This window comes from Kribbella amoyensis, from assembly GCF_007828865.1.
In the GTDB taxonomy this organism is placed as follows: Bacteria; Actinomycetota; Actinomycetes; order Propionibacteriales; family Kribbellaceae; genus Kribbella; species Kribbella amoyensis.
Window position 1 is genome coordinate 3,217,414 of record NZ_VIVK01000001.1, and the last position, 17,576, is coordinate 3,234,989.

The following is a 17,576-nucleotide window of genomic DNA, read 5'->3' on the forward strand; positions in this document are numbered from 1 at the left end:
ACCAGCAACCCGGCGGGTTAACCCACGAGACGCTCGGCTTCAGAGGCCGATGGGGTGCCAGACGGTCTTGGTCTCCAGGTACTGGGTGAGGCGGGACAGGCCCGGGTTCGCCGACCAGTCCTCCTCCTCGGGACGGCGGACGCGCTTGAGGTTCTCCGCGGCGGCGGCCTCCAGGTCGCGCGCCTCGTCGGCGTCCTGGACCCCGCACAGGTCGATCGCGTTCACGTCCAGGTGCGAGGCCAGCCACGGGCCCACCTCGGACGCGGATCCGGTCAGGATGTTGACAACGCCACCAGGAACGTCGGAGGTCGCCATCACCTCGCCGAGCGTGATCGCGGGCACCGGCCGGTCGAACGAGCTGACCACGACGGCGGTGTTGCCGGACACGATCGCCGGCGCGATCACACTGGTCAGGCCGAGCAGGCTGGAGTCCTGCGGGGCCAGCAGCGCCACCACACCGGTTGCCTCGGGCAACGAGAAGTCGAAGTACGGGCCGGCCACCGGGTTGCTGGAACCGACCACCTGGGCCAGCTTGTCCGCCCAGCCGGCGTACCAGACCCAGCGGTCGATCGACTGGTCCACCAGGGCGCGGGCCTTGGAGATCGACAGTCCCTCGGCGGCGGCGACCTCGGCACTGAACTGGTCGTGCCGGCCCTCCATCACCTCGGCGATCCGGTAGAGCACCTGGCCGCGGTTGTACGCGGTCCGCGCGGACCAGCCGCCGAACGCCTTGCGGGCCGCGACGACGGCGTCCCTGGCGTCCTTGCGGGAGGCCTGCGAGGCGTTCGCGAGGAACTTGCCCTTGGCATCGGTCACGACGTACGAGCGGCCGGACTCGCTGCGCGGGAAGGCCCCGCCGACGTACAGCTTGTACGTCTTGCGTACGTCGAGACGGGAGCTGTCCTTAGTGGGCAAGGTAGGCCTCCAGACCGTGACGGCCACCCTCGCGGCCGTAGCCCGACTCCTTGTAGCCGCCGAACGGCGAGGTCGGGTCGAAGCGGTTGAACGTGTTCGCCCAGACGACGCCGGCGCGCAGCTGGTTCGCCATCCAGAGGATCCGGGAGCCCTTGTCGGTCCAGACGCCGGCGGACAGCCCGAACGGGGTGTTGTTGGCCTTCTCCACTGCCTCGGCCGGGGTCCGGAAGGTGAGCACCGACAGCACCGGCCCGAAGATCTCCTCGCGGGCGATCCGGTGCGCCTGCGTCACCCCGGTGAACACGGTCGGCGGGAACCAGTACCCCTGGGCCGGCAGCTCGCACTCCGGCGACCAGCGCTCGGCGCCCTCGTCCTCGCCGACCTGGGACAGCTCGCGGATCCGGGCCAGCTGGGCCGACGAGTTGATCGCGCCGATGTCGGTGTTCTTGTCCAGCGGGTCGCCGACGCGCAGGGTCTCCATCCGGCGCTTGAGCCGGCCGAGAACCTCGTCGTACACGCTCTCCTGGACCAGCAGCCGCGACCCGGCGCAGCAGACGTGGCCCTGGTTGAAGAAGATGCCGTTGACGATGCCCTCGACGGTCTGGTCGATCGGCGCGTCCTCGAAGACGATGTTCGCCGCCTTGCCGCCGAGCTCGAGCGTCACCTTCTTGTCGGTACCGGCCACCGCCTTCGCGATCGAGCGGCCGACCGCCGTCGATCCGGTGAACGCGATCTTGTCCACGTCCGGGTGCTCGATCAGCGCCTGGCCGGTTCGGCCGGCCCCGGTGACGATGTTGACGACGCCCGGCGGGAGGTCGGCCTGCTGGCAGATCTCGGCGAACGCGAGCGCGGTCAGCGGGGTGGTCTCGGCCGGCTTCAGCACGACCGTGTTCCCGGCCGCGAGCGCGGGGGCGATCTTCCACGCGAGCATCAGCAACGGGAAGTTCCACGGGATCACCTGGCCGGCCACACCCCACGGCCGCGGGTCGGGCCCGGCGCCGGCGTACTCGAGCTTGTCGGCCCAGCCCGCGTAGTAGAAGAAGTGCGCCGCGACCAACGGGAGGTCGACGTCGCGGGACTCGCGGATCGGCTTGCCGTTGTCCAGCGACTCCAGCACCGCGAGCTCACGGGACCGCTCCTGGATCAGCCGCGCGATCCGGAACAGGTACTTGGCCCGGTCCCGGCCAGCCATCGGGCCCCAGACCTTGTCGAACGCCTTGCGGGCCGCCTTCACCGCCTTGTCGACGTCAGCCGGGCCGGCCTCGCTGACCTCGGCCAGCACCTCCTCCGACGCCGGGCTCACCGTCTTGAACGGCTTGCCGTCCGTCGCCTCGACGAAGGCGCCGTTGACGAACAGCCCGTAGGAGGACCTGATGTCCACGATGGCCCGCGACTCGGGGGCCGGTGCGTACTCGAATCTGCTCATGCGTCAGTCCAGCGTGAAGTAGTCGGGGCCCGGATAGTGGCCGGTGGCGAGCTTGGTGCGTTGCATCAGCAGGTCGTTCAGCAGGCTGGACGCGCCGAACCGGAACAGCTCCGGGTCCAGCCAGTCCGGTCCGGCGGTCTCGTTCACCGTGACCAGGTACTTGATCGCGTCCTTCGCGGTCCGGATCCCGCCGGCCGGCTTGACGCCGATGTGCAGCCCGGTGGCCTCGTGGTAGTCGCGGACCGCCTCCAGCATCACCAGCGTCACCGGCAGCGTCGCGGCCGGGGAGACCTTGCCGGTCGAGGTCTTGATGAAGTCGGCGCCGGCCAGCATCGCCAGCCAGGACGCCCGCCGCACGTTGTCGTAGGTGACCAGCTCACCGGTCTCCAGGATCACCTTCAGGTGCGCTTCCCCGGCGGCCTCGCGGATCGCGGCGATCTCGTCGAAGACCAGCCCGTACCGCCCGGACAGGAAGGCGCCCCGGTCGATCACCATGTCCACCTCGTCGGCGCCGGCGGCGACGGCGTCCTTGGTGTCCTGCACCTTGATCGCCAGGCTCGACCGCCCGCTCGGGAACGCCGTCGCCACACTGGCCACGTTGATCCCGGAGTCGCGCAGCTCGTACTTCGCGGTGGCGACGAGGTCCGGGTACACACAGACCGCGGCGACCTGGGGCGCACTCGGGTCCGCCGGGTCGGGCCGCCGCGCCTTCGCGCACAGCGCCCGCACCTTGCCCGGGGTGTCCTGGCCCTCCAGCGTGGTCAGGTCGATCATCCGGATCGCGAGGTCCAGCGCGTACGCCTTCGCGGTCGTCTTGATCGACCGCGTCCCGAGCATGGCGGCCCGCGCCTCGGCGCCGACCTGGTCGACACCAGGCAACCCGAGCAGGAACCGCCGCAGCCGGTCCTCGGAAGAGGTCACGTCGGCCAGACTGTCGACGCCGGAACCGACGCCGTTGTCGATGGTGGTCACGCCCGGCAGTCTAATCGGATTTCGCCGCCGCCCCGATCCGCGCGCGGTCCGGACGTGATTCCACCCACGGATCGCCGCCCTCGTCCGCGGTACCACGACCGGCTACTTTGTCCGGGTGAAACCGAAGGTGTCTGAGAACGAGCAGTACCTGTCGTCGTCGAACCGGATCACCGGTGCGGTGGTGATGGTGATCGGGCTGGTGGGGCTGGTCGACATCGTGATCGAGTGGCGCACGCTCGGCGGGCTGCTGGTGGCCGCGCTGATCGGAGTGCTGATGGTGGTGACCTACCTCGGCCTGTTCCGGCCTTCGGTGACGCTGCGGCCGGACGGGCTGCTGATCCGTAACCACGTCCGCGACCACCACGTCCCGTGGAACCGGATCACCGACGTCGACGTGGCCGACATCCTGCGGGTCGAGACCGAGGGCGCGGGCCGGATCCGCTGCCCCGGCGTGCAACTGGTGATGCGGGACCTGCGCAAGCAGCGGGTCGGCGGCCGCAAACTGGCCGCGGAGAACTCGATCTCGCGCGCCGACTTCGTGGTCGAGCGGATCGAGAGCCACCGGGAGCGGTACGCCGCCGCGGCCGATCCGGACAGCAAGGTCGTCACCACCTGGGCCCTGCCGGAGCTGATCGCGCTGGCGGCCCTGCTCGTGATCGCCCTCGTCGCCCAACTCCTGCGGTGAGCCCGCGGATCGGCCGGCGCCGCTTCCTCGCGGCCACGGCCGGTACCGCGATCGGTGCCGTCGTCGCGGCCGCGGCCGGTGTGGAGACCGGGGTTCTCCCGGGCAGGGCGCGGATCCACGCCAAGCTCGGCCTGACCGGCGAGGACGGCGTCGTCCCGGATGTCGCCGCGGGACAAGCCGTGGCGGGCACGTTCAAGTCCGCCGCCCGGCGGACCACGGTCGGCTGGACCGCGTTGTACCCGCAGGGCCAGCGCCTGGACGCGCGGCTCCCGGTCGTCCTGATGCTGCACGGCCGAGGCGGTGACCACACCTCGGCCGTCAACGACCTCGGCGCCGACCGGTACCTCACCCAGGTCGTGCAGAGCGGGACGGCACCGTTCGCGCTGGTCGCCGTGGACGGGGGACAGGACAGCTACTGGCATCAGCGCACGACCGGGGACGACCCGCAGCGGATGCTCACCGCCGAACTCCTTCCCCTGTTGGCCGAACGCGGTCTTCGCACCGACCGGTACGGCGTCCTCGGCTGGTCGATGGGCGGGTACGGCGCGCTCTTGCTCGCCGCCGACGCCGGGGACAGGGTCGTCGCGGCCGGGGCGATGAGTCCGGCGCTGTGGCACGAGTACGCGGACGTCGCGCCCGGTGCGTACGACGGACCGGACGACTTCGCGCGGCACCAGGTGTTCGGCCGGGCCGAGCTGAAGGACGTTGCTCTTCGCATCGACTGCGGCCGGGACGACCCGTTCGCGGGTGCGGTCCGCGATCTGCGCGAGCAGGTCCACGCGGCCGGCGGGATCGAGGCCGGCGCCCATACCGCCGGTTACTGGCGGCGCATGCTCCCTGACCACCTGCGGTTTCTCGGGGGCGAAATCGCAAGTTGAGGGGAACTTGAGGGGCAGTTGCGGCGTCCGACCCGCTGTCCGCCCGGAGATGACCTCCCAGTGATTCAGGATTGGCTCCGGTAAGTCCCCCAGTACATCGAGAGTGGAGCGCATGAAACATCTCTCCAGCAAGAAGCTGCGCGGCCTGGTCGGCGCCATCGCCCTGGCCAGCTGCGCGGCACTCGCGATGCCGAATGCTCAGGCCGTCACGGCCGGTCCGACGGCAGTGCAGCCGCTCCCCGTCGTGGGCGAGGTCGCCGAGGTTCCGCCGAACGACTCCGGTCGGGACGCGGGCTGGACCTCGGCCAGCGCCTGGAACGCGGTGCGGTACAACAAGCTCTACAACACCGGCGCCATCCCGGCGTCCAAGTGCAAGCGGCCCAACGTCGCGCTGAACACGGAGTACCGGGTCCGGTACTTCGAGCAGGAACTCGTCCGCTGCATGCACGCGGTCTGGAAGAGCAACCTGTGGCGGGCCGGCAACGCCAAGTGGAACGTCAAGCCGAACCTGGTCGTGCACGGCTACAACACGATCAAGACCTCCTGCGGCTCGGTGACCGGCTGGATCTCCTTCTACTGCTCGTCGGGCAACGGGACCATCTACATCCCGTGGCGCCAGATCGTCACCTACTACTCGCAGAACCCGACGTTCGCCGTGGCGTACGCGACCAACACGATCGCGCACGAGTACGGTCACCACGTCCAGGCGATGAGCGGCCTGCTGACCGCCTCCTGGTGGCGGCAGAACCACATGTCCAAGGACGCGGGCCTGGCCGAGAGCCGTCGTCGTGAGCTGCAGGCGTCCTGCTTCGGCTCCGCGTACATCGGCGCCAACAAGGCCTACTACCCGATGACCGGTGGGCTGAAGGCGCAGTGGGACTACGTCGTCTCGCACTCCGGCGACCGTCCGGGCTACCCGCGGGACCACGGCTCGTGGACCAGCCACAACTTCTGGTCGCAGGCCGGTTTCAAGGGCAACGGCCGGTACAGCCACCCGGGCAGCTGCCAGACCTGGGCCGCCCCGGCGACCCGGATCGCCTGATCGATTCGGTAACCATGACGGTTCCGTGACAACGGCGCCGTAACCAGGGCGCCCGGAGAGCGTTGGCTCTCCGGGCGCCTTCGGTTTTTGCCGACACGTACACGATCTGCGATCGTGTGGTAACCGTGTTTCGGGTCCGCACGCCTTAGCATCTGGGTCGAACGTCGAACGGCAGGAGTCAAGGACAGTGAACTACGACGAGTTCAACACCGAGTACACCAAGGTGCTGGACAAGATCAAGAGTGGCAAGTGCAGCTGGTCGGAGCTGTCCGGGCACGTGACCCGGCTGCGCCAGGCCACCGCCGGCATCACCTCGGCGGACGACCGCGCGCAGATCGACAGCGACCTGGGCGCGCTCGGCCAGATGGTCGACCTGTCCCGCCGCACGAACGACAAGGAGGACGTCTGGACGGTGACGTCCGACGCGATCCGCAGCGCGAGCAGCCAGGAGGGCTCGGTCGCCGCCCGGATCGCCCGGATCGAGGCGGCGATCAACGAGATCACCGCGCTCGCCCACCGGAACCCGGACGAGCGGGACGCCCTGATGCAGTCCACCAGCACCCTGCGCATCCTGCACTCTTCCTTGCAGAGCTCGCTGCGTCAGGAGCAGGCCGAGCAGGCGGAGCAGGAAGCGGCCGCCGTCCGCTGACCCGCCGCCGGGAGTAACCCGCCAGTCGCTCCCACCGGCAGCACCGCAGCCTCAGCGCGGTACCGAATCGGGCCCCTGGTCACCAGGGGCCCTTTCGTTGTTCAGATTCCGGCGGCGGTGGCGAGGTCGCGCTTGATCGCGGCGAGCTCGGTGGCGGCCTGGGTCCGGGCCGCGGGGACGTCGTCGGCGCGGACCGGGATCACCACTTCCAGGTAGCACTTGAGCTTCGGCTCGGTCCCGGACGGGCGGACGACGACCCGGGCGCCGCCGGACAGCGTGTACCGCAGGCCGTCGGTCGGCGGCAGGTCCGCGCTGCCCTCGCTCAGGTCGTCCACCCGGTCGACGGTGTGGCCGCCCAGCTCGGTCGGCGGCGTCGCCCGCAACCGCTCCATCGCCTGCGCGATCAGGCTCAGGTCCTCGACCCGGACGGACAGCTGATCGGTTGCGTGCAGCCCGTATTTCTTCGCCAGGTCGTCCAGCAGGTCGGGCAAGGTCCGCCCGGCCGCCTTCGCCCGGGCGCCGAGCTGGAGCACCCGGATCAGTGTGGACACACCGTCCTTGTCCTTCACGGCCGCCGGATCCACGCAGTACCCGAGCGCCTCCTCGTACCCGAAGACCAGGTCCGGGACGCGGCCGATCCACTTGAACCCGGTGAGCGTCTCGGTGTACCGGACCCCGTACGCCGCCGCGATCTTGCCCAGCAACGACGACGACACGATCGAACAGGCGGCCACGCCGTCGGGGTGCGGCGACAGCAGGAACTCCCCGAGCAACCCGCCCAGCTCGTCCCCGCGGAGCATCCGCCACCCGCCGTCCGCGGCCGGATCCGGGACCGCGACCGCGCAGCGATCCGCGTCCGGGTCGTTCGCCACGGCCAGGTCCGCCCCCTGGGCCCGGGCCAGCTCCAGCGCCGCGTCGATCGCGCCGGGCTCCTCAGGATTCGGAAACGACACCGTCGGGAAGTCGGGATCCGGGTCGGCCTGCGACGGCACTACGGCCGGTACGGCGAAGCCCGCGCGCTCGACCGCCCGCTCCACCAGGGCGCGGCCTACCCCGTGCAGCGGCGTGTACGCGACCGTCAACGCCCGCGGTGCGTCGGGTGGGACCAGGGTCGCGATGCGCTCCAGATACGCGTCCAGCAGCTCGTCGCCGATCGTCTGCCAGTCGTCGCCCCGGGGGACGGAGGCCAGCGGGCCGACCGCGTCGATCGCGGCGGCGATCTCGCTGTCCGCGGGCGGCACGATCTGCGAGCCGTCGCCGAGATAGACCTTGTACCCGTTGTCCTGCGGCGGGTTGTGCGAGGCGGTGACGACCACTCCGGCGACGGCGTCCAGGTGCCGGATCCCGAAGGCGACCACCGGGGTCGGGGCGGGCCGGTCCAGCAGGATCGCGTCGAGCCCGGCCCCGCGGACCACGGCCGCGGTGTCCTGGGCGAAGACGTCGGACTTGTGCCGGGCGTCGTACCCGATCAGGACCGGGCCGTCGGTCAGCCCGTTGGCCTTCAGGTACGCGCAGAGGCCGGCGGCGGCGCGGATCACGACGACCCGGTTCATCCGGTTCGGCCCGGCGCCGACGGCTCCGCGGAGCCCGGCGGTCCCGAACTCCAGCGTCCCGGCGAACCGGTCCGCGAGCTCGGCGTCGGCCGCGGAGTCCAGCAGTTGCCGCAGCTCCGCCCGCGTGTCGGGATCAGGGTCCTCCGCGAGCCAGGCAGCGGCGGCGGTACGGGTGAGAGCGGCATCGTTGGCGGTCACGCCCGCACGATACCGCCGAGTTCGGCCAGGAAAGCGTGCTAGTGACCGGAGGACTGGCAGGGGCGGGCGCGGAGGTCGGCCACGTAGTCGTCCGGTGCGCCGGCGGCCTCGGCGGCCTCGGCGAGGATGCCGAGGTAGCGGGCGGAGGGCAGGCCGCCCTCGTAGGCGTTCAGTACGTACATCCAGGCCAGCTGCTCACCGTCCAGGGTCTGCACCCGGACCTGGATCTTGCGGTAGACGCCCTGGTCGATCCACTCCCACTCGTCCAGCCGCTCGACGTCCTTGGGGTGCACGTCGTAGAGCGCGACGAAGACCTGGTTCGCCGGGTCCGCGGGGTCCTCGACGACGGTCGCCATCGCACCCTCCCAGCCGAGTTCCTCGCCTCCGAAGGTCAGGCGCCAGCCGACGATCCACCCGGTCCCGCGCAGGGGGGAGTACGGGCACCGTTCGGCCATCACCTTCGGGTCCAGATTCGACGCAAACGCGGCGTACAGGGTCACGACGAAACAGGATACGGAACAATGGCGTCTCGTGGCGCGAGTTGTGATCATCGGTGGCGGTCCTGGCGGGTACGAAGCGGCGAGTGCGGCCGCCCAGCTGGGAGCGGAGGTGACGGTCGTCGATTCCGACGGGATCGGCGGATCCGCCGTGCTCACCGACTGTGTTCCGAGCAAAACGCTGATCGCCACCGCCGAGGTGATGACCGAGGTGGAGGAGGCCGGCGAGCTCGGGGTCCGGCTCGACGACGGCGACGACGATCCGGCGAACTCCGTGCGTGTCGATCTCTCCGTCGTCAACCAACGGGTCAAGGCGCTGGCGGCCGCGCAGTCCGACGGCATCACCCGGCGGCTCGCCGACGACAAGATCCGGGTGATCCACGGCCGCGGCCGGCTGGACGGTCCGCAGACGGTCCTGGCCGGTGACGAGCGGCTCGAGGCGGATTTCGTCCTGATCGCCACGGGCGCGCGGCCGCGGATCCTGGCGGGTTCGGAGCCGGACGGTGAGCGGATCCTCACCTGGGAGCAGGTGTACGAGCTCGAGGACCTGCCGGAGAAGCTGATCGTGGTCGGTTCCGGTGTCACTGGCGCCGAGTTCGCCAGCGCGTACGACGCGCTCGGCAGCGAGGTCGTCCTGGTGTCGTCGCGGGACCGGGTGCTCCCGGGCGAGGACGCGGACGCGGCCGCCGTGCTGGAGGACGTGTTCCAGCGGCGTGGCCTGACCGTGCTCGGCAAGTCCCGCGCGGAGTCGGTCAAGCGGCAGGGCGACGGCGTCGTGGTCACGCTCACCGACGGCCGCAAGGTCGAGGGATCGCACGCGCTGCTCGCGGTCGGTTCGCTGCCGAACACCGATGACATGGGACTGACCGAGTCGGGCGTGTCGCTGGGCGACGGCGGCTTCATCACGGTCGACAAGGTGTCCCGGACCACGGCTCGCGGCGTGTACGCGGCCGGTGACTGTACGGGGGTGCTGATGCTCGCCTCGGTGGCCGCGATGCAGGGCCGGATCGCGATGTCGCACGCCCTCGGCGACGCGGTCACCCCGCTGGACCTGTCCACGGTCTCCTCGAACGTCTTCACCGCACCCGAGATCGCCACCGTCGGCCTGACCCAGGCGGCCCTGGACGCGGGCGGCAGTACGGCGCTGGTCGTGAAGGTGCCGCTGGCCGACAACGCGCGGGCCAAGATGCAGGGCGTCCGGGACGGGTTCGTGAAGCTGTTCTGCCTGCCGAACACCGGCATCGTGGTCGGTGGTGTGGTGGTCGCGCCGCGGGCGTCGGAGCTGATCCACCCGATCGCGCTCGCCGTCGGGGCCCGGCTGACCGTCGACCAGGTGGCCCAGTCGTTCACCGTCTACCCGTCCATCTCCGGCTCGGTCGCCGAGGCGGCCCGCCGGTTGCACCTGCGGAACTGACGATGAAGTTCCTCGTGCTCTGGCAGATCGAGCTGAGCCTGCTCTCCCCGGAGATGGCCCGGGCGGTCGGCGCGATGCCGGAGTACGGGCGGCGGCTGGAGCAGGAGGGCAAGGTGCTGTCGCGGTACCACGTGGTCGGCTCGCACGGCGGGGCCTGGATCTACGAGGTCGGCTCGCACGAGGAGTTCGAGCGGCTGCTGGGGCGGGCGCCGGTGTTCAACTTCGCCCGCTACACGGTGTACCCGCTGGCCGAGATGGACTCCGGGCCAGCCGCTGATTGACGGACCCGCCGGTCCGGGTCATGGTGGGCAGCACGGGAGGTCCTCATGTTCGAAGACTCCGACGCTGTCGCCGTCGACCGGCACCTGATCGTGACGCACCGGCTCCGCGCCCGCCGGCTCCAGCTCGGCCTGACGCAGAAGCAAGTGGTCACCCGGCTGGCGCGACGCGGGATCCGGACGACGAACAAGACCCTCAGCAGCTTCGAGCACGGCGCCGGCGTGGACGTGGTCCGGTTGCCCGAACTGGCCGCGGCCCTGGACTGCACGGTCACCTACCTGCTCGGGCTGACCGAGACCCCGACGAGCTGGATCCCGGACCTCGCCGACGGCTTCGCGAAGCCGGCCGACCCGGTCCGTGAGCGGCGAGCCACGGACGGCCGGTGGATCCTCGGACCGGACGTTCCCTCCCGGCCGACACGGCGCTGAGACCGTCACCGGACCAGCGCGTGCCGCTGATTCGCGAGTTCCAGGTGGTGGGCCGAGTACCGGCGGAGCGCGGCCAGGTGCGCCGGGGTCAGGCGATCGCAGACCCACTCCCAATGCAGGGAGACCCATTCACCGGGACGAAGGGGCCCGACCAGGCTCATCCCGTCCACTCCCCGGATCACCGTTTCCTGGCGCAGCGGACCGAGGACCAGCCCGCCGGTACGCCGGACCAGCGGCCGTGACTCGACCACGACGTGCTCGCCCGTGTCCGCGACGACGCGGCCCCACCTGATCCGGCACTGGTCCAGTACCCGCAACGCCTGCTCGCTGCTGCGTTCGTCGTCGAGCAGGTCGAACCACGGGTACGCGCAGAACACCTGGAAACTGTGGTGCGGCAGCTCGCCTTCCGCGGTCCCGGCCCGGTCGAGCAGCCGGTTGCCGATCCAGTACGCCTCGACCACCTCGCGGTCGAGCGGATCCACGGCCCCGCTCGCGGCTGCGATCCGCTGGAGTTGCGGCCACGCACCCTCGAACTGACGAGCCAGGGTGCGCAGCCCGGGGTCGACCCGCCCGGTCACGCCGTACTCGAAGAACGTGCTGCCGTCCGACGGGCCGCAGTACCCGAGCCGGTTGGGCGCGAGCGCGTACCGGACGAAGAGGGTCGGGCCCTCGGTCACGGCTCGGCCCCGAAGAACGCGAGGGCGTCCGCGGCGCGTTCCGCGGTCATCCGCTCGAGCGCGAACCCGCTGTGGATCAGGATGTACTCCCCGGGGACGAACGGCCCGTCCAGCAGGGACAGGTTGATCTCGCGCACCACCCCGGCGACCTCGACCCGGCCGAGATCGTTGCCCGGGTCCGTACTGACGATCCGGCCGGGGATGCCCAGGCACATGTCAGACTCCTTCCCGGGTCCCGGCGACCGCGGCGAGGACGAGCTCGGTGACTGCCTCGGCCGCCTCGTCCACGGCTGCCTCCACCGCGGGCGTGAGACCGAGCCCGGTCCCGAGGTCCGCGGGCTGGCAGCCGACCACCACGACCGGTCCCAGGGTGCCGCCGAGTCGCGGGACCAGGGCGAGCACCGCGTCGGGTGCCAGGTCGTGCGCGTCCATGCTGACCTCGGGCCCCGGCTCGTCGGCCGGTTCCGCCTCGACCACGTACACGGTGCCCGGCGGTCCACCGCGGTCGATCGCGTCCACCAGCACCACCAGGTCGTACGGCTCCAGCAGCTGGTACGCGAGGTGGATGCCGCGGATGCCGAAGTCGCTCACCTCGACCCCGGCCGGCCAGGTCCGCCCGGCCAGCCGCTGGACCACCGAGACGCCGAACCCGTCGTCGGTACAGAACAGGTTGCCCAGTCCGGCCACCAGGATCCGCGCGGTCATCCGGTCCCCACCAGCGGCTCGACCTCGTCCGGGCTGAAGTACAGGTACCGCCCGTGCGACCGTTGGACCTCGCCCTCCGCGCCGTCCAGCGCGACCGCCAGGTGGGTCTCGCCGTCCACGTCGGCCAGCACGGCGACCACGGTCCCGAGCCGGCCGGTGAGGAACATGTCCTGCGCGTCGGCCCGTTTCACACCCGGATTCAGCCGCACCCTGGTCCCGTTGCCAACGGCAACCTCACCGACGACCACGGTGTCGGCCGTGGGGGAGACCGAGGCGTCGTTGCCCGGGTCCCACCACGGCTTCGCCTCCTCGGGGGGCTCCGGATCGGACGTGACCTGCTGGAGGTAGCGGATCGTGCCGTGCAGGCGGTCGAGCAGTTCGGGCGGCATCGAGTCGACCCGGTCGAGCAACGCCGCGGCCCGGGGATCCGTGCCGCGGACCTCGCGCTTCTCCGCGTCGGTGAGCGTCATCGTCCGCAGGCTGAGGATCTCGTCGATCTCGGTCGCGTCGAACAGGTCGCCCTGGCTCTCCGGCGCGATCCGCGGCTGGTCGTAGAGGATGATCGGCGACGCCAGCACCAGCCCGTCCGCGAGCACCGGGAAGAGCCCGGAGTTCTCGCACTCGGCGACATACCCGCTCGCCCACTCCGGCGGCTCCAGCAACGACAGGAACCGGGAACCCTCCGACGCGAGCAGCACGTGATGCGCGATCAACGCCCGCCGCAACGCCGCGGTCCGCTCGGTCCCACCTTCCGATGAACGGTTCTCGACCCGCACCCGCAACCGCGTGACGCCGTACGGGCCGGGCAACGGGGTGGCCGAGACCAGGAGCGCACCGGTCAGCTCGGCTCTGGTCCGCCGAAGCTGCCCGGCCGCGCCGATCGCCTCGTACTCGGTGCCCCCGGCAACGACGAACGGCACCTCGGCCGGCAGCGCGTCCACCCGGACCGTGCTGTCCACGGTCCGCTCGACGGCCTCGTCCCACGGTACGTACGTCGCGTCGTCGTACTCCAAGCTGTCCACCTCGACCCCGTCGGCGGACAGCACGGATCGCTGCTGGGCCTGGAGGAAGCGCAGCCGGATCGTCAGCTCCGCGTCGTCACCGTCCAGCAGGCACTCCAGCTGGGACCACGTCCGCTCTGACGCGTCCACCTCGGCGTACGCCGGTGGCATCAGGACGCCGAACTGCCAGCGGACCTGGTTCTTGTTCGAGGACGCGCGGTACGGGTAGAGGACGTACCCCTCGAACAGCACCGCGTCCGCGAGCTGCTGGACGGTGTCGAACGCGCTCGTCATGGCTGCTGCTCTTTCAACAGCCGGTCGATCGCGTCGTCCCAGCCCGGTAGCGCCTCGCGGACGCGGTACGCGTACAGCCGGTCGAACGTGTCCCGCCGCAGCCGCAACCAGGACGCGCCCGGGAAGTGCTGGTCCATCGCGTCCCGCCACACCGACACCGGCAGCTCGTACCGGGTCTCCTTCTGCCACGCCACCGGGGTGACGGCGAGATGCCCCGCCTGTCCGGTGAAGATCGTCCCGTTGAACAGCAGCAACAGCGGCGCACCGCCTTCGCGCAGCCCGTAGAGGTACTTGTGCGCGGCCACCTCGAAGTCGTAGCTGCACGGCAACTGCAGGTCCACCTCGGTCGAGCCGGTGAACCCGGGCAGCAACTGGGACACGAACGCGAACTGCAACGGCTTGAGCGTCTCGCCCCAGCGGTCCCGGGACCCGAACAGGTCCGCGAGCGCCGCGGCCTCCTCGTCGTCGTACCGGCGGCGTACCGGCTCGATCCGGATCTGGCTGCGCAACGCGAGCACGTGGACCGGCGTCCCCGTGGTCTCGGTGACGCGCAGGTGCAGCAGGATCGTCGGGGCCGCGGCGTACCGGTCCGAGTCGGCGCCCAGGCAGGTGAACTCCAGGTCAACCATCGCCACGCTCCCGGATCCGGGCGAAGAACTCGTCGATCCGCTGCCAGACCTCCTCGCCACCCGCGAAGCCCTCCCACGACTGCCGGACCAGCCCGACCAGTTCGTAGCAGGCGTCGATCGGGACCAGGTGACACTCGACCCCGTCCCCGGTCCGGCGCAGCAGAACGGCCTCGACGTCGGGGATCAGCTCGCCCAGCAACGGATTCGCGGCGACCACCTCGTCCCACCCGGCCAGGTCGAGCAGCGACTCGGTGGCACCACCCGGACTCGGGTAGAACGCGACGTACCGATCGCCCTCGGTCTGCCGGTAGAAGAACGCGAGGTCGACCGGAATCCCTAGCGAGTCCCACTGGGCCGGGGTGAGGGCGAAGTCGGCGTAGTGCCGATACGTCTCCGGGACGGCGCGGTAGTGCCCACGGGACGCGGCCGTCGTACTGAACAGGAGATAGCACGGCCGGCAGGTACACAGCAGCCGATGGTCCGGGACGTCGGCGACGTGCGGGTGCACAGGGCCGATCGGGACCGCGCACATCTCGCACTGCTCACCCGGCGCACCCTGGGCCCGGGAGCCGCCGGTGAACCGGCCCAACACGGCCGCGGGATCCGGCGTTGCGGCCGGACCCTGCGGTCGTACAGGCGAGCCGCGCGCGAGCGAGCGCAGCGAAGCCGAGGTCCTCACACTGGTTGCCTCCCCGGTACTGCGATCTTCCAGTCCTCTCCGTCGGGCAACAGTGGCAGTGGCTCCAACGGTTCTCCGCCGTCTTTCGCTCGGCCGGCCAGCCGTACGTCATAGTGGGTGGCGCAGCGGGAACAGGTGAGCTCGTCACCTGTCAGCGCGCCGGTGTGCAAGGTCGCCGAGCAGACCGGGCAATTGTTGAGATAGGCAAACAATGTGCCGGCCAGGTTGGCGACGAACAGGTCGAGACCGGTCACCCGCTGGACCTCACCGGGAGCGACCGAGAGCTTCAGCCGGTGCCAGCCCGCACTCTCCTCGTGCGGCCGGAACGGCTCGATCGTCAGCAGGGTCTGTCGTGGCGTGGCCTCGACCATGCCCTCCACCTCGACCGCCACGGCCTCGGGCGCCGCGTCGAGGACGGCGTTCTCCACGGTCAGCCGAACGGTCGTGGTGGAACCTGGGCAGCCGTCGCAGCTGCCCTGCAACCTCAGGTGCACCACGCCGTCGTCGTCCAGCCCGAGGTAGTCGATCCCGCCCGCGTGCGAGCCCAGGTACGGCCGGACCCGGTCCAGCGCCGCCTGGATCCGGGTGCCGACGTCGTCGGGATGGAGATCGTGCAGCAGCAGCAACCCGGCGACCAGGTCGTCCTCGAGCAGGTCCCGGGTCCGCGCTTCGTCCAGCCGGCCCAGCAGCCGTTCCAGTCCGGCACCGTGCAACGAGAGAACGGCGCGCACCAGTTCCTCGACCTTCGCGGTCACTGCGGGCGTGGCCTCCCGCTGCACCTCGTCGAGCAGGACGTCGATCCGCTCGCCGAGCTGCTGGACCGCGGCGACCTCCGTCGGTGCGTCCATCAGTACGGCTTGACGGCGATCGTGGGCGAGTGCAGGTGGGACTTCTCCTGTCCGTTGCCGACGAACATGTGCACCCCGCAGGGCAGACACGGGTCGAAGCTGCGGACCGCCCGCATGATGTCGATGCCCTTGAACCGGTCCGGTGGGTTCTCCTCGAAGATCGGCGTGTTCTGCACCGCGTCCTCGTACGGTCCCGGGGTGCCGTAGCTGTCCCGGACGCTGCCGTTCCACGGGGTCGGTGGGTACGGGTGATAGTTCGCGATCTTGCCCTCGCGGATCACCACGTGGTGCGACAGGACGCCGCGGACCGCCTCGGTGAACCCGCAGGAGATGGCCTCCTCGGGCACCTTGAACGGTGTCCACGTCTCGGTCCGGCCGGCCCTGACCTCGGCCATCGCCTTCTCGCAGAAGTGCAGCGCGAGCGCCGCGGAGTACGCCTGGAAGTAGGTCCGGGCCCGGTTCCGCTCGATCGCGTTGCTCCAGCGCGGGATCTGCCACTCGTACTCCGTGGCCGGCTTGAGCGCCGTCCTGGGCAGCTGGATCTTCACGCTGTGCCCGGTGGCCTGCACGTAGTCGGTGCTGACCAGGCCGGACAGCGCGGTCGACCACAGCCGGGCGAGCGGGCCGCCACCGGTGTCCAGGGCCAGGTGGTCCTTGCCGTCGAACCAGCGCGGCGACATCGTCCAGCTGTACGCGTTCGAGAAGTCGCGCTTCTGCGGTTTCGGCAGCGTGTGCTGGTTCCACGGGTGCCGGACGTCGATCGCGTTGCCGAGCGGGTCCACGTCGACGAACTTCTCGTACCCGCCACCGGCCCAGTCGTCGTAGTACGAGCTGCCGAGCAGGATCCGCAGGCCGAGGTTGATGTCGACCAGGCTGTTGGTCACCAGCTCACCGTCGACGATGACGCCGGGGGTGACGAACATCCGCCGCCCCCAGGTCTCCATCGTCTGGTACCGGAAGTCGCACACCGCCGGGTCGTTCAGGCTGCCCCAGCAACCGAGCAGGATCCGCCGCCGGCCGACCTCCTCGTAGCCGGGCAGCGCCTCGTAGAAGAAGTCGAACAGGTCGTCGTGCAACGGCACGACCTTCTTCATGAACTCGACGTAGCGCATCAGCCGGGTCAGATAGTCGGTGAACAGCTGGATCGTCGCCACCGTGCCGACGCCGCCGGGGTACAGCGTCGACGGGTGTACGTGCCGGCCCTCCATCAGGCAGAACATCTCCCGGGTGTAGCGGCTGACGTGCAGCGCCTCCCGGTAGAACTCGCCCTCCAGCGGGTTCAGCGCCCGCATGATGTCGCCGATCGTCCGGTACCCGTGGTCGGCCGTGTGCGGTGCCTGGGTCCGGTTCGCCAGCTCCAGCACGCCCGAGTTGGTCTCCTTCACCATCCGTTCGCAGTAGTCCACCCCGACCAGGTTCTCCTGGAAGATGTTGTGGTCGAACATGTACTCCGCGGCCTCGCCGAGGTTGACGATCCACTCGCCGAGATGCGGCGGGGCGACGCCGTAGGCCATGTTCTGCGCGTACACCGAGCAGGTGGCGTGGTTGTCGCCGCAGATCCCGCAGATCCGGCTGGTGATGAAGTGCGCGTCCCGCGGGTCCTTGCCCTTCATGAAGATGCTGTAGCCGCGGAAGATCGACGAGGTGCTGTGGCACTCCTGGACGACCTTCTGCTTGAAGTCCACGTTGGCGTAGATGCCGAGGCTGCCGACGATCCGGGTGATCGGGTCCCAGGCCATCTCGACGACGTCGGACTCGGCCTTCGAGGCTTCCCGGCCGCTCGTCTTCGGTGCGGTGGTGGTCATCG

General features: G+C 70.4%; 20 protein-coding genes. 7 read left to right on the top strand and 13 right to left on the bottom strand.

Annotated elements, in window-relative coordinates; translation table 11 throughout:
- Positions 1 to 39 precede the first annotated feature (39 nt).
- Genes FB561_RS15345 through deoC form a run of 3 tightly spaced genes read right to left on the bottom strand, consistent with a single transcriptional unit; the run spans position 40 to position 3,313 of the window.
- Positions 40 to 915: an aldehyde dehydrogenase family protein gene (locus FB561_RS15345; protein ID WP_145807255.1), complete on the bottom strand. Its 876-nt coding sequence runs from the start codon at positions 913 to 915 to the stop codon at positions 40 to 42.
- Positions 905 to 2,341, bottom strand: a complete 1,437-nt coding sequence (locus tag FB561_RS15350; protein WP_145807256.1) for an aldehyde dehydrogenase family protein — start codon at positions 2,339 to 2,341, stop codon at positions 905 to 907. Before FB561_RS15350 ends, FB561_RS15345 begins: the two co-directional genes overlap by 11 nt.
- 3 nt (positions 2,342 to 2,344) lie before the next feature.
- Complete coding sequence (gene deoC, locus FB561_RS15355) at positions 2,345 to 3,313, bottom strand: deoxyribose-phosphate aldolase (RefSeq protein WP_202880621.1); 969 nt, start codon at positions 3,311 to 3,313, stop codon at positions 2,345 to 2,347.
- 127 nt (positions 3,314 to 3,440) lie between these two features.
- On the opposite strand from deoC, the gene FB561_RS15360 reads away from it, so the two are divergent.
- From FB561_RS15360 to FB561_RS15375, 4 genes are all read left to right on the top strand, one after another.
- The gene (locus FB561_RS15360) at positions 3,441 to 3,998 is read left to right on the top strand and encodes a PH domain-containing protein (RefSeq protein ID WP_238334827.1); all 558 of its coding nucleotides are present in this window, start codon (positions 3,441 to 3,443) and stop codon (positions 3,996 to 3,998) included.
- Positions 3,995 to 4,876 carry an alpha/beta hydrolase gene (locus tag FB561_RS15365; RefSeq protein ID WP_238334828.1) on the top strand — a complete coding sequence of 294 codons (882 nt, stop codon included), beginning with the start codon at positions 3,995 to 3,997 and terminating at the stop codon, positions 4,874 to 4,876. Before FB561_RS15360 ends, FB561_RS15365 begins: the two co-directional genes overlap by 4 nt.
- Before the next feature lie 112 nt (positions 4,877 to 4,988).
- Positions 4,989 to 5,918 (top strand): neutral zinc metallopeptidase, encoded by a 930-nt coding sequence (locus FB561_RS15370; protein ID WP_145807258.1) that lies wholly within the window; start codon positions 4,989 to 4,991, stop codon positions 5,916 to 5,918.
- Between the two features lie 187 nt (positions 5,919 to 6,105).
- Complete coding sequence (locus tag FB561_RS15375; RefSeq protein WP_145807260.1) at positions 6,106 to 6,567, top strand: hypothetical protein; 462 nt, start codon at positions 6,106 to 6,108, stop codon at positions 6,565 to 6,567.
- Positions 6,568 to 6,668: 101 nt separating this feature from the next.
- On the opposite strand, the gene FB561_RS15380 is transcribed toward FB561_RS15375, so the two are convergent.
- Both FB561_RS15380 and FB561_RS15385 read right to left on the bottom strand, forming a co-directional pair.
- Positions 6,669 to 8,318 (bottom strand): phospho-sugar mutase, encoded by a 1,650-nt coding sequence (locus tag FB561_RS15380; RefSeq protein WP_145807262.1) that lies wholly within the window; start codon positions 8,316 to 8,318, stop codon positions 6,669 to 6,671.
- A gap of 38 nt (positions 8,319 to 8,356) precedes the next feature.
- Entirely contained in the window at positions 8,357 to 8,818 is a 462-nt protein-coding gene (locus FB561_RS15385) for a gamma-glutamylcyclotransferase (protein ID WP_145807264.1), read from the bottom strand.
- A gap of 31 nt (positions 8,819 to 8,849) precedes the next feature.
- Here FB561_RS15385 and FB561_RS15390 point away from each other — a divergent pair, with 31 nt between their 5' ends.
- The 3 genes from FB561_RS15390 to FB561_RS15400 are packed head-to-tail and all read left to right on the top strand — an operon-like array spanning position 8,850 to position 10,936.
- On the top strand, positions 8,850 to 10,229 hold the full coding sequence (locus FB561_RS15390) for an NAD(P)H-quinone dehydrogenase (RefSeq protein WP_145807266.1): 1,380 nt from the start codon (positions 8,850 to 8,852) through the stop codon (positions 10,227 to 10,229).
- 2 nt (positions 10,230 to 10,231) lie between these two features.
- A complete protein-coding gene (locus FB561_RS15395; protein WP_145807268.1) occupies positions 10,232 to 10,510 on the top strand; it encodes a muconolactone Delta-isomerase family protein in 279 nt (92 codons plus the stop codon).
- Between the two features lie 45 nt (positions 10,511 to 10,555).
- The gene (locus FB561_RS15400; RefSeq protein ID WP_145807269.1) at positions 10,556 to 10,936 is read left to right on the top strand and encodes a helix-turn-helix domain-containing protein; all 381 of its coding nucleotides are present in this window, start codon (positions 10,556 to 10,558) and stop codon (positions 10,934 to 10,936) included.
- 5 nt (positions 10,937 to 10,941) lie between these two features.
- Here the strand turns inward: FB561_RS15400 and FB561_RS15405 are convergent, their stop codons facing one another.
- From FB561_RS15405 to FB561_RS15440, 8 genes are read right to left on the bottom strand one after another with little or no spacing between them, the layout of a single operon-like run.
- Complete coding sequence (locus FB561_RS15405; RefSeq protein ID WP_145807271.1) at positions 10,942 to 11,613, bottom strand: DUF6390 family protein; 672 nt, start codon at positions 11,611 to 11,613, stop codon at positions 10,942 to 10,944.
- A complete protein-coding gene (locus tag FB561_RS15410; RefSeq protein ID WP_145807273.1) occupies positions 11,610 to 11,828 on the bottom strand; it encodes a HypC/HybG/HupF family hydrogenase formation chaperone in 219 nt (72 codons plus the stop codon). The genes FB561_RS15405 and FB561_RS15410 overlap by 4 nt, the downstream gene beginning before the upstream one ends.
- Before the next feature lies 1 nt (position 11,829).
- Positions 11,830 to 12,318: a hydrogenase maturation protease gene (locus tag FB561_RS15415; RefSeq protein WP_145807274.1), complete on the bottom strand. Its 489-nt coding sequence runs from the start codon at positions 12,316 to 12,318 to the stop codon at positions 11,830 to 11,832.
- The gene (locus FB561_RS15420; RefSeq protein ID WP_145807276.1) at positions 12,315 to 13,613 is read right to left on the bottom strand and encodes a hypothetical protein; all 1,299 of its coding nucleotides are present in this window, start codon (positions 13,611 to 13,613) and stop codon (positions 12,315 to 12,317) included. The genes FB561_RS15415 and FB561_RS15420 overlap by 4 nt, the downstream gene beginning before the upstream one ends.
- Entirely contained in the window at positions 13,610 to 14,242 is a 633-nt protein-coding gene (locus tag FB561_RS15425) for a DUF6084 family protein (protein ID WP_145807278.1), read from the bottom strand. Before FB561_RS15425 ends, FB561_RS15420 begins: the two co-directional genes overlap by 4 nt.
- Positions 14,235 to 14,921 (bottom strand): DUF5947 family protein, encoded by a 687-nt coding sequence (locus FB561_RS15430; RefSeq protein ID WP_202880622.1) that lies wholly within the window; start codon positions 14,919 to 14,921, stop codon positions 14,235 to 14,237. The genes FB561_RS15425 and FB561_RS15430 overlap by 8 nt, the downstream gene beginning before the upstream one ends.
- Positions 14,918 to 15,769, bottom strand: coding sequence for a NifU family protein (locus FB561_RS15435; RefSeq protein ID WP_145807280.1), 852 nt, complete (start codon positions 15,767 to 15,769; stop codon positions 14,918 to 14,920). The genes FB561_RS15430 and FB561_RS15435 overlap by 4 nt, the downstream gene beginning before the upstream one ends.
- Positions 15,769 to 17,574 carry a nickel-dependent hydrogenase large subunit gene (locus FB561_RS15440; protein ID WP_145807282.1) on the bottom strand — a complete coding sequence of 602 codons (1,806 nt, stop codon included), beginning with the start codon at positions 17,572 to 17,574 and terminating at the stop codon, positions 15,769 to 15,771. The genes FB561_RS15435 and FB561_RS15440 overlap by 1 nt, the downstream gene beginning before the upstream one ends.
- Positions 17,575 to 17,576: the final 2 nt, after the last annotated feature.

Bases quoted from the DNA above. Each gene is read 5' to 3' on its own strand.
- FB561_RS15350 (WP_145807256.1), bottom strand. From the start codon at position 2,341: ATGAGCAGATTCGAGTACGCACCGGCCCCCGAGTCGCGGGCCATCGTG.
- FB561_RS15415 (WP_145807274.1), bottom strand. From the start codon at position 12,318: ATGACCGCGCGGATCCTGGTGGCCGGACTGGGCAACCTGTTCTGTACC.
- FB561_RS15395 (WP_145807268.1), top strand. From the start codon at position 10,232: ATGAAGTTCCTCGTGCTCTGGCAGATCGAGCTGAGCCTGCTCTCCCCG.
- FB561_RS15370 (WP_145807258.1), top strand. From the start codon at position 4,989: ATGAAACATCTCTCCAGCAAGAAGCTGCGCGGCCTGGTCGGCGCCATC.
- FB561_RS15435 (WP_145807280.1), bottom strand. From the start codon at position 15,769: ATGGACGCACCGACGGAGGTCGCCGCGGTCCAGCAGCTCGGCGAGCGG.
- FB561_RS15440 (WP_145807282.1), bottom strand. From the start codon at position 17,574: ATGACCACCACCGCACCGAAGACGAGCGGCCGGGAAGCCTCGAAGGCC.
- FB561_RS15420 (WP_145807276.1), bottom strand. From the start codon at position 13,613: ATGACGAGCGCGTTCGACACCGTCCAGCAGCTCGCGGACGCGGTGCTG.
- FB561_RS15410 (WP_145807273.1), bottom strand. From the start codon at position 11,828: ATGTGCCTGGGCATCCCCGGCCGGATCGTCAGTACGGACCCGGGCAAC.
- FB561_RS15425 (WP_145807278.1), bottom strand. From the start codon at position 14,242: ATGGTTGACCTGGAGTTCACCTGCCTGGGCGCCGACTCGGACCGGTAC.
- FB561_RS15400 (WP_145807269.1), top strand. From the start codon at position 10,556: ATGTTCGAAGACTCCGACGCTGTCGCCGTCGACCGGCACCTGATCGTG.